The 13344-nt window shown below is 64.0% G+C and carries 23 protein-coding genes; 12 read left to right on the forward strand and 11 right to left on the reverse strand.

Annotated features, from left to right (window positions below; all coding sequences use genetic code 11):
• Nucleotides 1–105 precede the first annotated feature (105 nt).
• On the forward strand, nucleotides 106–1149 hold the full coding sequence (locus ACFJGT_RS14355) for an ABC transporter ATP-binding protein (RefSeq protein ID WP_377838658.1): 1044 nt from the start codon (nucleotides 106–108) through the stop codon (nucleotides 1147–1149).
• On the forward strand, nucleotides 1146–2819 hold the full coding sequence (locus tag ACFJGT_RS14360; RefSeq protein ID WP_377838659.1) for an ABC transporter permease: 1674 nt from the start codon (nucleotides 1146–1148) through the stop codon (nucleotides 2817–2819). The genes ACFJGT_RS14355 and ACFJGT_RS14360 overlap by 4 nt, the downstream gene beginning before the upstream one ends.
• Before the next feature lie 63 nt (nucleotides 2820–2882).
• Here ACFJGT_RS14360 and ACFJGT_RS14365 read toward each other — a convergent pair whose 3' ends face one another.
• On the reverse strand, nucleotides 2883–3098 hold the full coding sequence (locus ACFJGT_RS14365; protein WP_377838660.1) for a hypothetical protein: 216 nt from the start codon (nucleotides 3096–3098) through the stop codon (nucleotides 2883–2885).
• A gap of 545 nt (nucleotides 3099–3643) precedes the next feature.
• Here ACFJGT_RS14365 and ACFJGT_RS14370 point away from each other — a divergent pair.
• The 6 genes from ACFJGT_RS14370 to ACFJGT_RS14395 are packed head-to-tail and all read left to right on the forward strand — an operon-like array spanning nucleotide 3644 to nucleotide 7127.
• Entirely contained in the window at nucleotides 3644–3949 is a 306-nt protein-coding gene (locus ACFJGT_RS14370; RefSeq protein WP_377838661.1) for a hypothetical protein, read from the forward strand.
• Entirely contained in the window at nucleotides 3942–5228 is a 1287-nt protein-coding gene (locus ACFJGT_RS14375) for a DNA cytosine methyltransferase (RefSeq protein ID WP_377838662.1), read from the forward strand. Before ACFJGT_RS14370 ends, ACFJGT_RS14375 begins: the two co-directional genes overlap by 8 nt.
• A complete protein-coding gene (locus ACFJGT_RS14380; protein WP_377838663.1) occupies nucleotides 5225–6094 on the forward strand; it encodes a hypothetical protein in 870 nt (289 codons plus the stop codon). Before ACFJGT_RS14375 ends, ACFJGT_RS14380 begins: the two co-directional genes overlap by 4 nt.
• Nucleotides 6094–6549: a hypothetical protein gene (locus ACFJGT_RS14385; protein ID WP_377838664.1), complete on the forward strand. Its 456-nt coding sequence runs from the start codon at nucleotides 6094–6096 to the stop codon at nucleotides 6547–6549. The genes ACFJGT_RS14380 and ACFJGT_RS14385 overlap by 1 nt, the downstream gene beginning before the upstream one ends.
• Nucleotides 6542–6745 (forward strand): hypothetical protein, encoded by a 204-nt coding sequence (locus tag ACFJGT_RS14390; RefSeq protein WP_377838665.1) that lies wholly within the window; start codon nucleotides 6542–6544, stop codon nucleotides 6743–6745. The genes ACFJGT_RS14385 and ACFJGT_RS14390 overlap by 8 nt, the downstream gene beginning before the upstream one ends.
• On the forward strand, nucleotides 6735–7127 hold the full coding sequence (locus ACFJGT_RS14395; RefSeq protein WP_377838666.1) for a hypothetical protein: 393 nt from the start codon (nucleotides 6735–6737) through the stop codon (nucleotides 7125–7127). The genes ACFJGT_RS14390 and ACFJGT_RS14395 overlap by 11 nt, the downstream gene beginning before the upstream one ends.
• 145 nt (nucleotides 7128–7272) lie before the next feature.
• On the opposite strand, the gene ACFJGT_RS14400 is transcribed toward ACFJGT_RS14395, so the two are convergent.
• Genes ACFJGT_RS14400 through ACFJGT_RS14415 form a run of 4 tightly spaced genes read right to left on the reverse strand, consistent with a single transcriptional unit; the run spans nucleotide 7273 to nucleotide 8972 of the window.
• The gene (locus ACFJGT_RS14400) at nucleotides 7273–8028 is read right to left on the reverse strand and encodes an SOS response-associated peptidase (RefSeq protein WP_377838667.1); all 756 of its coding nucleotides are present in this window, start codon (nucleotides 8026–8028) and stop codon (nucleotides 7273–7275) included.
• 10 nt (nucleotides 8029–8038) lie between these two features.
• Complete coding sequence (locus ACFJGT_RS14405; protein ID WP_377838668.1) at nucleotides 8039–8404, reverse strand: hypothetical protein; 366 nt, start codon at nucleotides 8402–8404, stop codon at nucleotides 8039–8041.
• Nucleotides 8340–8717 (reverse strand): hypothetical protein, encoded by a 378-nt coding sequence (locus tag ACFJGT_RS14410; RefSeq protein WP_377838669.1) that lies wholly within the window; start codon nucleotides 8715–8717, stop codon nucleotides 8340–8342. The genes ACFJGT_RS14405 and ACFJGT_RS14410 overlap by 65 nt, the downstream gene beginning before the upstream one ends.
• 3 nt (nucleotides 8718–8720) lie before the next feature.
• Complete coding sequence (locus ACFJGT_RS14415; protein WP_377838670.1) at nucleotides 8721–8972, reverse strand: hypothetical protein; 252 nt, start codon at nucleotides 8970–8972, stop codon at nucleotides 8721–8723.
• 59 nt (nucleotides 8973–9031) lie between these two features.
• Here ACFJGT_RS14415 and ACFJGT_RS14420 point away from each other — a divergent pair, with 59 nt between their 5' ends.
• From ACFJGT_RS14420 to ACFJGT_RS14430, 3 genes are read left to right on the forward strand one after another with little or no spacing between them, the layout of a single operon-like run.
• Entirely contained in the window at nucleotides 9032–9286 is a 255-nt protein-coding gene (locus ACFJGT_RS14420; RefSeq protein WP_377838671.1) for a hypothetical protein, read from the forward strand.
• Complete coding sequence (locus ACFJGT_RS14425; protein ID WP_377838672.1) at nucleotides 9283–9651, forward strand: hypothetical protein; 369 nt, start codon at nucleotides 9283–9285, stop codon at nucleotides 9649–9651. Before ACFJGT_RS14420 ends, ACFJGT_RS14425 begins: the two co-directional genes overlap by 4 nt.
• 8 nt (nucleotides 9652–9659) lie before the next feature.
• The gene (locus tag ACFJGT_RS14430; protein ID WP_377838673.1) at nucleotides 9660–9902 is read left to right on the forward strand and encodes a hypothetical protein; all 243 of its coding nucleotides are present in this window, start codon (nucleotides 9660–9662) and stop codon (nucleotides 9900–9902) included.
• A gap of 14 nt (nucleotides 9903–9916) precedes the next feature.
• Here ACFJGT_RS14430 and ACFJGT_RS14435 read toward each other — a convergent pair whose 3' ends face one another.
• The 4 genes from ACFJGT_RS14435 to ACFJGT_RS14450 form a co-directional block, all read right to left on the reverse strand.
• Complete coding sequence (locus tag ACFJGT_RS14435) at nucleotides 9917–10093, reverse strand: hypothetical protein (protein ID WP_377838674.1); 177 nt, start codon at nucleotides 10091–10093, stop codon at nucleotides 9917–9919.
• An 87-nt stretch (nucleotides 10094–10180) separates the two neighbouring features.
• On the reverse strand, nucleotides 10181–10444 hold the full coding sequence (locus ACFJGT_RS14440; protein WP_377838675.1) for a hypothetical protein: 264 nt from the start codon (nucleotides 10442–10444) through the stop codon (nucleotides 10181–10183).
• Nucleotides 10441–11481, reverse strand: coding sequence for a non-homologous end-joining DNA ligase (gene ligD, locus ACFJGT_RS14445; RefSeq protein ID WP_377848987.1), 1041 nt, complete (start codon nucleotides 11479–11481; stop codon nucleotides 10441–10443). Before ligD ends, ACFJGT_RS14440 begins: the two co-directional genes overlap by 4 nt.
• A gap of 242 nt (nucleotides 11482–11723) precedes the next feature.
• Entirely contained in the window at nucleotides 11724–11936 is a 213-nt protein-coding gene (locus ACFJGT_RS14450; protein ID WP_377838676.1) for a hypothetical protein, read from the reverse strand.
• Between the two features lie 315 nt (nucleotides 11937–12251).
• On the opposite strand from ACFJGT_RS14450, the gene ACFJGT_RS14455 reads away from it, so the two are divergent.
• Nucleotides 12252–12449, forward strand: a complete 198-nt coding sequence (locus ACFJGT_RS14455) for a hypothetical protein (protein WP_377838677.1) — start codon at nucleotides 12252–12254, stop codon at nucleotides 12447–12449.
• 74 nt (nucleotides 12450–12523) lie between these two features.
• Here ACFJGT_RS14455 and ACFJGT_RS14460 read toward each other — a convergent pair whose 3' ends face one another.
• Together ACFJGT_RS14460 and ACFJGT_RS14465 are read right to left on the reverse strand one after the other, a co-directional pair.
• A complete protein-coding gene (locus tag ACFJGT_RS14460) occupies nucleotides 12524–12811 on the reverse strand; it encodes a PRC-barrel domain containing protein (RefSeq protein ID WP_377838678.1) in 288 nt (95 codons plus the stop codon).
• A gap of 189 nt (nucleotides 12812–13000) precedes the next feature.
• A complete protein-coding gene (locus ACFJGT_RS14465) occupies nucleotides 13001–13192 on the reverse strand; it encodes a DUF1236 domain-containing protein (protein WP_377838679.1) in 192 nt (63 codons plus the stop codon).
• Nucleotides 13193–13344: the final 152 nt, after the last annotated feature.

Consider the following 13344-nt stretch of genomic DNA (forward strand, 5'->3'; position numbering starts at 1 on the left):
CTCGATCCTCTCCCAGGGCGTCGATCTCTGCCGACGATGATCAGCCATCTTGCCGTCCAATCGCGGCCATGCGCAACTAGGGGAAAGGGGAGATTCTTTGCCGGCATGGCTTATTTGAACGTCGAAGGCGCGATCAAGCGCTACGGGGCTACGACGGCATTGAACGGCGTGTCCTTTTCCGTCGCACAGGGAGAGTTCTTCACGCTGCTCGGCCCGTCCGGCTGCGGCAAGACGACCCTGCTGCGCTCGATAGCCGGCTTCTCGCAATTATCCGAGGGCAAGGTCTCGCTCGCGGGCACCGACCTGCTCGCCGTGCCGCCGCATAGGCGCGATATAGGCATGGTCTTCCAGGACTATGCCATCTTCCCGCACCTGACCGTCGCCGAGAACGTCGCGTTCGGCCTCAAGGCGCGCAAGGTCGCCGCCTCCGAGATCCGCGATCGCGTCGCCGAGGCTCTGGCGACCGTCCGCCTTTCGGCCCTCTCCGAGCGCCTGCCGGCCGCGCTCTCGGGCGGCCAGCAGCAGCGCATCGGCATCGCCCGGGCGATGGTCGTCAAGCCGCGCCTGCTCCTGATGGACGAGCCGCTCTCCAATCTCGACGCCAAGCTCCGGCTCGACCTGCGCGACGAAATCCGCGACATCCAGCGCACGATCGGCATCGCCGCGATCTACGTCACCCATGATCAGGAAGAGGCGCTCGCCATTTCCGACCGGATCTGCGTGATGGATAGCGGCTCGATCGAGCAGATCGGCACGCCGCAGCAGATCTATGGCCGGCCGGCGACGCGCTTCGTCGCCTCCTTCGTCGGCACGATGAACCTGCTCTCACCTTCGGCCTTCGGGCTGCCGGACGCGCCGGGCGTGGCGCAATGGGCCCTGCGGCCGGAGCGCCTGCGTCTCGCCGAGACGGGCGCGGCCGAGCCCGGAAGCGCCGGCTTCACCGGGCTCGTCGAGCATTTCACCTATCTCGGCCGCGAGGCCCATCTTACCGTGCAGGCGCAGGGGCAGCGGCTCGTCGCGCAGATCGCGGCGCCTCCCCCTGACCTCGCCATCGAGGCCGGCCGCGAAATCCGGCTCAGCTTCGATCGGGCAGACCTGCATGCCTTCGATGCCGCCGGACGGCGCGTCGCAACGGAGCTTGCGGCATGAGTGCGGTCGCCGCTCCCGCAGGGCGCAGCGGCTGGCGCCCGGACTTCTGGACTCTCGTCGCGGTGGCGGCCTGGGCGATCCTGATCGTGCTGCTGCTGATTCCGCTCGGCCTCGTCCTGGTCTCCAGCTTTCGCGACGAGAGCGGTGGGCTCACCCTGGCCAACTGGCAGAGGCTGTTCACCAGCACGCGCTATTTCAACGCGCTGATCAACACGCTGATCGTCGGCTTCGGCGGGCTCGCAGGCGCGCTTCTGCTCGGCTCGGTCATGGCCTTCTGCATGGCCCGCATCCGGATCGCGGGCGGCCGCTTCGTCTCGATGATGGCGATCCTGGCGCTGGTTTCGCCACCCTTCATCGGGGCCTATTCCTGGATCGTGCTGTTCGGCTCGGGCGGCATCGTCCGGCAGACCCTGATGGACTGGGGCATCTTCATGCCGCCGATCTATGGCGTCTGGGGCATCCTCATCGTCTTCGCCTTCAAGTTCTATCCTTACGTCTACCTGCTGACGTCAGGCGCGCTCGCCAACATCAACCGTTCGCTCGAGGAAGCGGCGGAGAATCTCGGGCTGACGCCGTTCCAGCGCGTGATGAAGATCTCCTTCCCGCTGGTCCTGCCGGCGCTCTCGGCCGGCGGCCTGCTCGCGCTGATCCATGCGATCGCCGATTTCGGCACGCCGCGCCTGCTCGGACGCGGCTACAACGTGCTCGCGACGGAGGCTTACACCGCCTATTCCGCCGAGATCGGCTCCAATCTCGGCATGGCGACGACGCTGAGCCTCGTCCTGATCCTGATGTCGATGATCTTCGTCTTCATCCAGCGCTACATGTCGCGGCGCAACGTCTATCACAGCAACCTGATCAACCGGCCAGAGAAGATCCGCCTGCGCGGCTTCGCCAATGTCGCGGCCCATGCGGCGGTCTATTTCATCGCGCTCGGCGGGGCGATGCCGGCGATCATCGCGGCGATCTACTCGATCAGGAAGACGAACGGCCCGGTCTTCCAGCCCGGTTTCGGCCTGGAGAGCTATACCCGCATCATCGCCACGCTTGGCGACGTCGTGCGCAATTCGCTCGTCTTCTCCGGCGCTTCCGTGCTGCTGATCGTGGTCATCGGCACGCTGATCGGCTGCCTGGTCGCAAGGCGCAATAACGCCCATAGCTCGCTGCTCGATGCCACCCTGATGGTGCCCTATGTGATGCCGGGCATCGTCGTCGGCGTCGCCTTCATCGCGGCCTTCAACACGCCGCCGCTGGTGATGACCGGCACGGCGGCGATCATCATCCTCTCCGTCTTCATCCGCCGCCTGCCCTATGCCGTGCGCTCGTCGGCGGCAGCGCTGCGGCAGGTCGGGCCGAGCATGGAGGAAGCCGCGATCTCGCTCGGCTACAGCCCGTTCCAGGCCTTCCTGAAAGTCACGATCCCGCTGATTTTGCCCGGCATCGTCGCCGGAGCGATGCTGTCCTTCGTGACGGCGGTCAACGAGCTCTCATCGTCGCTCGTGCTCTATGTCGGCGGCACGATCACGATGCCGGTCAAGATCTACATCGCGATCAATGACGGCGACTACGGCACAGCCGCGTCGCTCTCGACGATCCTGCTCGTACTCAGCGGCACGGCGATCTATCTGGCCTTCCGCCTGCTGGGACGTGACGAGCGCGCCCTGCTCTAAGGCGTAGTCTGCTGAGCGGCCACCTGTGCTGCCCGGGAAGCGATCAGGCGGCGGAGTCGCTCGCTATTCTGGGTAGATCGCTCCGCCGGAGCGTTCTACCCGCCGGTCCTGATCGCGCTTCCAGTCCCGATCTGCCGTCATCAGGCAGGTCGCGTAGCCATCCGTTCCGCGGGCGAAGCCATAGCTGTCGCAATTGGCTTCATCCTGCGAGCGACGATCGCTCTGGCCGGCGCAGCCGGCGGAGAGCAATGCGAGTGTGAGGACGATTGTTTTCCGCATGCCGGGAAGGCTGAGCCATCAGACTGGCGAAAACGTGACCGCCTCCGGCCTATGAGGAGGCAGGCCCGAGCATCAGCTTGTTTGATCGTTCCGCAACGGCCACGGCGGCGGATGCTGTCCCTGCTTCAGTGCAGCAGGGAAAATGGCGAGCCCGGCTGGATTCGAACCAGCGACCAGCAGCTTAGAAGGCCTCAGAAAACCCAGCCGCAACAGCCCGCGTTCTCACACGTTCCCGGTTTGCGCCCCTACTGAGATCATTCAAGAAAATCAGCCTGTCAGAACGTCCCTCCAGCCCGCTAAGGCGCCGTTCTCGGATGGTTCTGGGGCGCGGGCGGCGCAGGCTTTCGTCACGACCGAGACCCAGCCTCACCACCAGCACCCTGTCGGAACGACCGTCTACCGGTATGCAGGGTACGATTATGGCTGCTCAAGCGAAGACACGCGGGGGCTTGGTCGGGAGTACAGGGCCTACACGCTTAACGAGGATGGCTCTGGCCCGTTCTTCACGCATCCCGTCAGCGCCCTCTCCCCGAGGAGCGCGCGCCATGGGTGAGCGGGGACACACGAAGGGGCCTTGGACGGTCCGTGAGTATGGCGACGGCGACAGCCTCGTCATCCATGCCAGCGAAGACTGGCGCATCTGCTTCATGGCGACGCCGGGCTCTTCGCCAAACGCCATGCAGCGCATCGAGGCCAACGCCCACCTGATCGCGGCGGCACCCGACATGTTCGAGGTCGTCGCGTCGTTCCCCGGCTTCGCGGCCAGCCCATCGGAGCTGAATGCTTGGAACAAGCTTCGACTGGCAGCCCTCTCCAAAGCCACCCCCACCGGGGAGGCCTCCGATGTCTGAGGGGCGCGCCTACTACAACGAGATCGACCGAGACGCGGTTCATGTCCTGCGTTCGCTGATCGCCGATGGCTTCATTGCGGACGGAGACGTAGATGACCGCTCAATTGTCGATGTTCGACCTGACGACCTGGTCGGATACACCCAATGCCACTTCTTCGCGGGCGCCGGCCTCTGGTCAGTCGCAGCGCGGATCGCAGGATGGCCAGACGATCGCCCGCTCTGGACGGGCTCCTGCCCGTGTCAGCCGTTCAGCGCGGCAGGCCGCGGTCTCGGTACGGACGATCCACGGCATCTGTGGCCCGACTTCTTTCGCCTCATCCGTGCCTGCCGGCCCCCTGTCGTCATGGGAGAGCAGGTTGCGGGAGCGCCTGGCTATGGTTGGTTCGACGGAGTGCGCGCTGATCTGGCGGGAGAAGGTTTCGCCAGCCGGACAGTCGATATCCCGGTGTGCGCCGTGGACGGCCCCCATATCCGCCAACGGCTCTACTGGATCACCGTGGCCGACAGTGAAGGCATCGACCGGTGGTCCGGACTTCGCGTCGGAGACGAGGCCGGGCACGGGGTCGGACAGCCTACCAACCGTTATTGCCCGGCTTGCGGCGGCCGAGGGCGGATCGGGCCGTTCTTCCCGGGCGGGATCTCCAGTCGGTGCGCCAACTGCGCCGTGGAACACGCCGCAGGCGATGGACGGGAACAAGGGGTCTCTCGGGCCGCGCCCACACGATACCGGTGTGAGCCTGCCGCAGCAGATCAGTGCATCGATGGGCCGTTGGCCATCTCCCCGGGTATCGGCGGGGAAAGGCTTGGGGAAACCGGAGCGCGGGCTGGACGGCGGGAACTGCCGGCTGGAGGACACGATCGCCATGGCGGCCTGGTCGACGCCTCGCGCGTCGGATGGAGAGAAGGGCGGCCCGAACCAAAGCTTCGGAGCGGGCGGGCAGCCCCTGCCTTCGCAGATGCATCAGGCGTCACCCAGGGTGACGCCTTCGGCTCGGGACTGGAAGGACAGCGCGGGGATGGCGACGACGGCCGAGGATGGACGGAAGCGTCTCGACCAGCTTCCTCGCCAGATGGCCGCAACGGATCTGCATGGTCCGGCGCCGAATGGCTCCTCTGTCACGACGGCAAAGCGAGGCGCACCGAACCCGGAATTCGCCTTCTGGTTGATGGGATGGCCGGACGAGTTCCGGCGTGGCGTCTTGCGGGCAATAGCATCTCTCCCGTCCTCGCGGCGGAAGTGATCGGCGCATTCCTCGATGTTGAGAGGGCCGAAGCATGACCCCTCTCTCAACCCCCGCCGCGCAGGGGACGGTGGCGCGCGTCGAAGAGCTGATCTTCGATATCGTGCACGGCAGCGAAACTGGCGATCTGAACCCAATGAGTGTTCAATCGGCGGCGCGTTCGATCGTGTCCATGCTCTCTGCTTCCCCACCCCCTGAAGCCTTGCCGGCGAGCGGGGTGGATATCGACGCTTTGGCGAAGGCTGCATCGGATGAGGTTCTTCGCAGCTACAAGGTTTTGCGCGCTGAAGAACTGGCGATGACCGTTTCGACGGCTGTGAAGATGCGAGCGCAAGCGTTGTCCCGCGCCCTCACCTCTGCCCCAGCGCCGGCTCCGAGCGGGAGCGGGGTGCAGGAGGCTTGCGCTCAAATTGCCGACGCTAAAGCGCGAGAGGCGCTTGACCGAGGATATCGTCTGGCCAAGAGCAGGACCGGCAAGGACAAGGCCAACGCCGCCGCCCGCATGGCCGAAGAGATCGCGGCGGCAATCCGCGCCCTCGCCAGCGACGCCAGCCCGAGGGGTGAGGCGGTGGCTTGGCGGTGGCGGCTCAAAGACCGAACCGACTGGATCGTGACGGCCAATCGCGACGATATTCCGAAGCAATTCGGAGTGACCGGTCGCGATAAAGCCCACGTCATCGTAGAGCCGGAAATCCAGCCCCTCTACGCGCATCCCGCGCCCGCCACGGTGGAGAGCGACGGTGTTCTTCGTTTAGCGCGACGACTTTTCATCGCGTCGAACATGATGGATGCCAATCCGCTGTTCCCAAGAGGCGAAGCGCGCGAGGACCTGAAGAACGATCTGCGAAATGCGGCGGACGTTCTTGCCGCCCTAGCGCCCGCGACCGAGGGGAGGAAGGGATAATGGGGGCTGATTTTGATGTTCTTGGCGTCCGCGAGCTATCCTCACCTGAATTCTACATCGTGGATCTGCGGCACGATTGGTTGCGGCGGCCGTGCATCTCGTTCTGGCGACCGTCCAATGCAGGGTATGCGTACCCTCTGGCTTGGTCTGGCCGCTACGGCGAAGAGCAGGTTCGTCATGGCTCGGGCTATGGCGCCTGCTACCTTAAAGAGGAAGGCGGCAAGCTGGTCCGGTTCGCGGTCGAATGCTCCGTCGTTGAAGCCATGGGCGTGCCGGCGCCCCCGAAGATAGTCGACAACGATGTTGGCCCCGTCGTGTTGAACACGGCGGCTAACCGCAAAGCCCTTCGTCTCGCACGCCTGCACCCTGCGAGTTCTGGCGGGAACCTCGCGGATGCGCACTCAAAATCCCCCTCCCGCCCCGCCATGCCGAAGGAGGAAGACAGCCATGGCTAAGCTGACGGAAAGCGAGCGGCACATCCTATCGGAAATGGTCGCGCGGAACGGTCTTATAGTCACCGCTCGCGGCTCTGCCATCATTGGCGATTACCTAGTGCGTAAACGCTTAGCGAAGCGACATTTCGGGTATCGCTATGGCTATCAGGCCACCCCCGCCGGCCGCGCCGCCTTGGAGCCCCGCGATGAGCGCTGACACAGCCCCTGCCGCGATGCCGGGGGAGATCGAACGGTTGATTGCCGAGGCCGCCATGGTTTGCCACCAAGCCGGATATCATGACCTTGGCCAAGGCCTGGATGAGGTTGTCGCCCCGATCCTGGCGGAGAAGGAGGCGCTTGAACAAGCGATCTTACGAGGCAACGAAATGCTGATCGCTCAAGTCGACCGCGCCCTAGCCGCCGAAGCAGCGCTCGCTGCGGAGAGGGAGAGATGCGCCGGTATCGCAGAACAGCGAGCGAAAGAGCTTCGCGCGATCCGTGATAAATGTGGCTCCCATAGCGAGCGCGGGCAGAACGCAGACCACAAGGCTGATACAGCAGACAACATTGCCGCAGCCATCCGGGCGCAGGGAGAGTGAGACGGGACTTGGAGATGAGGCGAGAACGTCAGCCGCGATCCTTCATTGCCCGATGGTGGCTGCTGGTTCCGCTGGTAGCCGGATCGCTGATCTGGTGGGCGCTGTTCTTTGGCCAAGCTCGGAAGCTCTGGTCTGCGCTGTTTGGCTAAAGCAGGGAGGCTTGCGCCGGCCGGTCCTCTTCGCTGCTGTCGCCATCCTTCTTCACGCCGCGCGCAACGATATCGAGCGAGCCATCCGGCAGAGGCCTTTGCAGCGCCCTCGCCTGCTCCCACGGCGCAGTCATCCAAGTCTCGCATTCCTCCGGCGTCGTTAGGATCACCGGCATGGCCTTCGGATGGATAGCGCCGACCTCTGCATTGGGCTCGGTCGTCAAGAAGGCATAGAGGTCGATCGTCTCTTCGCCGGTCCTAACTTTGCGCACCGATGTCCACTGGCGCGCCCATATGCCGGCGAAGAACGCCGTCGGGCGCTCCTCGCCGAACGCGAACCAGATGTCGCCGCCCGCGTCGCGGTTGAACTCGCTGAAGCTGTTGAAAGGGACGAGGCAGCGGCTCTCGATGCCGAGCCACCGCTTCCAATGCGAGCTCGAGGTGTTGCGGACGTTCGTCGTGCCGCCGTCAGGCTCCATGCGGAGCAAATGGTCGAAGTCGACTTCCTTGCCCTTCGCGCGGAGTTTGTCCGCCCGCTTCGTCGCGGCATCGAGCAACGCCTTCTTGGATGACGGCATGCCCCAGCGCGTCATCGCCAGGCGCGGGCCGCCCTCGTCGTTCCTTACGATCGGGGCTGCATAGTCCGGGAATATCCCGGGCAGCGGCGGAACGTTCACGCCCGCATCGTTAAACTTGGCGAATAGCTTCCTGATCGCCTCGACGTTCCGGGTGTGGCTGTAGAGATTGCACATGGGCTGGAGCCTATGCGCTCTCTTCGGGGGCGTACAGCTGAAGCTCGGTCCATTCGCCTTCGAGTTCGGGCCACCTGGCGGCCAATGCCTGATCTGCTGCGTTGTGCGCCTCACCTTTGACCATCAGAATGTCGAACCATTCCCCCGGGCCTGGTTCGGGGAAACCGGCGATGTCCCAGCCATCGACCTCCCATTCAGCGGTGGCCACGAGGTTAGCGGTGACCCCCGCTGCTGCGAACACAGCGTCCACCGCCGCCGTTGCGACGGCGGCCTGCTCCTCAGTCAGCGGCGATCGCTCCATCGTCTCGCGGTCAATCCGCAGAACCGACACGACGACGTCGGGACTGCCGGCTTGTTCCTGCTGGTAGCTGGTCATCCTTCCCTCCCTCGATCAGGTTGAGCCCAACCATCGACGGCGGCAGATCGGGAGGGTCGGGCTTGCGCAGGTCCGGGCAATAGCCGCCGCATTTCATTCCGTATTTTTGAGGCTTGCGCGCCGGATTCCAAGGCCGCCACTCGCAGCCTTCCATGAAGGCGACAACGATCGTGCCGATCGTGATCCGGCTGCCGTGCTTCGCCGCGATATCGGCAAGCTTGTAGTTGCCGCCGCGCCTGCACCAGGGGCAGCGTAGGCGCACGACCACCCACGGGAAATCCCTCAGCGGCGTCTGTTCGTCCGGCGGTTTCATAGCTCATTCGGTCTCGCGGATCGGCCGCGCTCCCTCGGAGAACAGCCCACGCAAAAACCCTCGTGAGCATGAGCGGTCAGCATCTGACGCCATGCGTTCGCTCTCGGACAGCAGCATCAGATAGCTGCGAGCGAGGGCCCGGAAAGCAGACCGTTCGAAGCCCTCATGCTCCTCAAGCAGATCCTCGATCAGCGAGGTGATTTCCGCATCGATTGACGTGTCCTCGGCCTGCTGTTCGGCTGGTTGCGGTGACATGCCTTGCGCCCTCTAGAATGAGAACGTAATGAGAACATACCAGCCCGAGGAGTCAAGCCATGGCCAGCGTCGACACGTTCTTCCTCCAGCCCTTCAAGACGCATCGGAAGCGGCTCGTCCCAGCGCAGCGCGTGCTCGCCAAGACCAAGCACCATGCCTTGAACGAGGGCGAGCGCCTGGGGAAAACCGCTGAGGGGGTCGCCGTGATCCACGTCACGGCGGATGATGAGACGGGCGAGGTTAGCGCGCTCGATGTCCTGGCGCGTCACGGGCTGATCCCGGAGGAGTTCGAGGAGCAGATCCGAGCACTATGACCATCGCCCTGACGCTTCACAGAACGTACGACGATCATCCGCGCCCGGAAGACAACGACAAGTTCTGGTCTATCCATTGCGACGGCTACTATGTCGGCTCGCTAGTCCTTCATCAGGGGCGCTCGGACCAGCCGCCGGACTGGCGCTGGAACTTCCACATGCATCCGGGCCGGTACGGCAACGGGGCGCGGCTAACGGACAGCGGGGCGGCACCAACCCGTGACGCCGCGCTGCCGGACATCCGCAAAGCCCTAGAGCGCTACCTCGAATTCATCGGCCCAGAGGGATGGGCAACCCATGTCAATCAGATGGAATGGTTGAAGGAACGCAAGGAGGCTACGCGCAAGCGGGAGAATCGGGAATAGCCGCCGTCATGCCGTTCCCGCCTGATAATCCGCCGCATGTCTTCTCAATCCTCGCCGGACGAGAGGTCTCGACCTGGTCGGAAGAGTGGAAGCACGAGTGCGAGGTGCGGTTCCTGGCCGGGCTCTCGCTCCGGCAGCGGAACGACGCGCTCGACGGTGTGAAGGATGGCCTGCGCGGCATGAAGAGCATCCGAGGCGATGCGGCAGTCGCCCACATCCGGGCCGAGATCGACCGCTATGCGGCGCTGTAAGCCAGACCCAGCACTTAGCGGTGCGCGCCAAGAGCCTGGAGCTCTGCCAGCGCCATTTTCAGCAGATGCGCTAAAAACCCCGCCCCCTCTTCATGGGCCAGATAGCATGCTTCGACCACATGCTCAGAGATCTTGTTCAAGCGCTCTTTAGAGCCACCGTCGCCCTCGCCGTTCCCAGTTCCCTCGTCCATGAGCAGCTCCCCAAAGCCCATCATGCTCGACTGATTTTTAGTATAATTGTTTCAAATTTGAGCACTCGTATAACGGGTAAGCAAGCCCTAGGTTCGCATCTGGTCTCTTAGACCTTTGGCGAACTCGATAAGCCTTCGCTGGTCGCTGACTGGCAGTTCCTTCGTTATCTTGACCAGCTCCCACGAAAGCCGCGCGGCGAGATCGACCTCGGTGATGACAGATTTTGGCGGCTGCTCGATCGTCTGCTTCTTCCCGTGCATCTTTCGTCCCCAAGGGTTGCTTGCAGCGCGCATATCACCAATGCGCGAGATTTGCACTCTATCGGTGTGCCGCCCGACGAAACCGATCACTGCGACAATTCGAGAATGGTCTGTTCGTCAGCGTCATCGCGAAGCCCTTTGAACGAGGCGTGCCGAAGCTTGCTGTCATCGGTCCAGCCACGCAGCGCGATCTCCGCGATCATCTCTGGCCTGATCCAGCGATAGGTTCGTTTCCTACCGGGCATGGCAACCGCCGGCTTGTCGATGATCAGCTTGTCCATCTGCTTGCGGAGCGCCGCACCGCTGACCTGCGTAAACCCCGTTCCGACCCCGCCGACATAGACGAGCCCGCCACCCTTCCGCGCCGCCAGCAGCAGGCGGCCGATCCCGCCGAGGGCAATTGCCGAAGGCTCATAGCCGATGATGGCGAAGCTCTCCGATTGAATGCACTTGATCTTGAGCCAATCGCCACCGCGGCCGGGCCGATACGGCGCTGATCGCCGCTTCGCGATGATGCCCTCTAGGCCCATCTCGCAGGCGAGCTTCAGGAAAGGCGCACCATCAGCATTGATCTCCTCGCTCAGGCCGATCGAGCCATGCGGCTTGGCCCTCAGCACGTCGGCGAGCATCTCGCGGCGCTCGGTCAGCGGCTGGTCTCGCAGGTCATGGCCGTTGAGATAGAGGAGATCGAAGGCATACAGCCTGGCTTCCGAGGCGAAGCGTTTGCCGCCGCGCCCGCCGAGCGCCTTCTGCAGCGCGCCGAAATCGGAAGCGCCACGCTCGTCGAGCACCACAGCTTCACCGTCAAGGATGGCGCTGTCGACGCCGAGCTCCAGCGCGTCATGCGCGATCGTCGGAAAGCGCGGCGTCCAGTCATGCCCACCGCGGGTGATGATCCGCACGCGCTTGCCGAGGACGTGGATCGCCAGCCGATAGCCGTCCCACTTCACCTCGAAGGCCCAATCATCGCCGACTGGCGGCCTGCTCTGCAGCTTCGCGAGGCAGGGCTCGACCCGTTCGGGCATCGGATCGACGAACAGGTCGCGCTCGAGCTTCCGGCGCCGCGCACCCGGGCCCTTGATCACCTCCGCCGCAGGCCCGGCTCTGAGAACCCGACGCGCACACATTGACGCAACTCCACAACGCAACGAGTCGCGAACGGGCGGCGGGATGAATCGTTCCTGTCTAGGCTCGGGTATCTCGCTTAAAGTCGCCAGCGCTTGCTCGCCCACCATACAGCTACAGCAGTCGCGATCATCCCGCCGGCGATCAAGATGATCTCATTGGCTCCATCCATGGCGAGACGATACCGGCCCGCGGGGTGGGTCTCGCCCCTCAAATGGGGTGAGTGCTCAGAAAGCTCCCCATCTCACCGCTGCCAATAGCGCTCCCAAACGCGCGCGATCAGATCATCCTCATCGCGGGCAGCCAGCGTGTAAGAGGCCACGAGATAGACAAGCCGATCGCGCTCGCGCGGCTGGTCGGCTTCATCGATTATGGGACGGATGCGGCGCCACATCTCGTCGAACGCCGCCTGTGCGCGCTGGAGATCGGCAGGGTCCTGGAACGACGAGAACGGCATGGCGACGCAACTTTTTGCGCGCTCCTATGAGAGGCGCAATCAAAAAATCCCCGCCAGCCGAAGCTGACGGGGCGGAGTAGAGCAGCGATGGAGGAACGCGTTTATCCGTGGCGGGTTCCGCTCAGCCCGGAAACGGCGGCACTTGGACGGCCGGCAGCTCGAGCCAAATCGTCCAGAGGCCATGCATCCGGTAATTGATCTGCCCACGGATGGTAAGGCCCTAGACCTTTTCGAGTTCCTTCGCGATCATCGCTAGGCCACCGCCAGGGGTCGAGCGTAACGAACCTTGCATCTGCGGGGATGAGGGAGGCTCGAATGCCGAAGGGAGAATTCGACATCATCGAGGTCGGCGCCTGGGAAGCCGGTCATCACGAGCCGACCGGCAAGATCGTGTTCGTATTCCGCTACACCGATCGCGAGCCGCTCGCATTCGCCTGCGATCCTCAGATTGCCGAGGAGCTCGGCAAGGGCCTGCTCGCCTTGGCGGCGGATGCTCGGAAGCGGAAGCACTGACCTGAAACGAAAAAGGCCCGCCAGCCGGGGCTGACGGGACCGCGATAAGCCGATGAATAGCTAACCGTGAACAATCAGGGATCGACGTGCTCGGGCATCTGCTTGAGCTGGTCCTTGGTCCACGTCGTTACGGCATGAACGTCGCCGTCTTCGTCGCGCATGAACTCCAGCTCGGAGAGAGATACGGACACCGGCTTCGCACCGATGCCAAGGAAACCGCCAACATCGATGACCACCTGAGAGCCATGCAGGTGCGAGACAGAGCCGATTTTCTCGTCGCCCGGGCCATAGATTGTGGCACCATCGAGAAGTTCGGCGGTCAACTCCGCCGGCGCGAGACGGACATGCTTGGAATGGTCCATGGGGTCCTCCTTTGGTTGTGCCTTTCCAACCAGCGAGAGGGCGATCGCGTTCCGAGCAAAAGAAAAGGACCGGCTCCACGTAAGCGGGCCGTCTGTTCTAATGTCAGCTTGCGACCCATAGCGGACCCAACCCTCGAAACAAAAATGCCCCGCCAGCCTAAGCTGGCGGGGCGGTAGGAAGTGCGTCGTCTACTGAATGATCTGGACGATGCGGCGGGTGCTTGGCTCGACGACTACGGGGGTTCCATTGACGACCGTGTACCGATACGTCCCCGCCCCGAACTCGGTCGGGACTGCCCGATAGGTGACGCCGCTTTCGGGCAGGATGGCGCCGACGCGAGCGCTCTCGCTATAGGTGTAGGACGGGACCTCGTTCGTCATAACATAGGTGCGGAAACGCGGCATCAATTCCGCGGAGATGGCGCTTGCATCGCCGCCGCCGCTGGACACCGACGTCCCTCCGTCGCTGGCAGCCGGCCCTCCGCTACCGGAAGAGCCACCGACTGCTCCGCCCGCCGAGCCACCGGCGGCCC

The sequence above is a fragment of the Allobosea sp. UC22_33 genome, from assembly GCF_042700715.1.
Classification (GTDB): domain Bacteria; phylum Pseudomonadota; class Alphaproteobacteria; order Rhizobiales; family Beijerinckiaceae; genus Allobosea.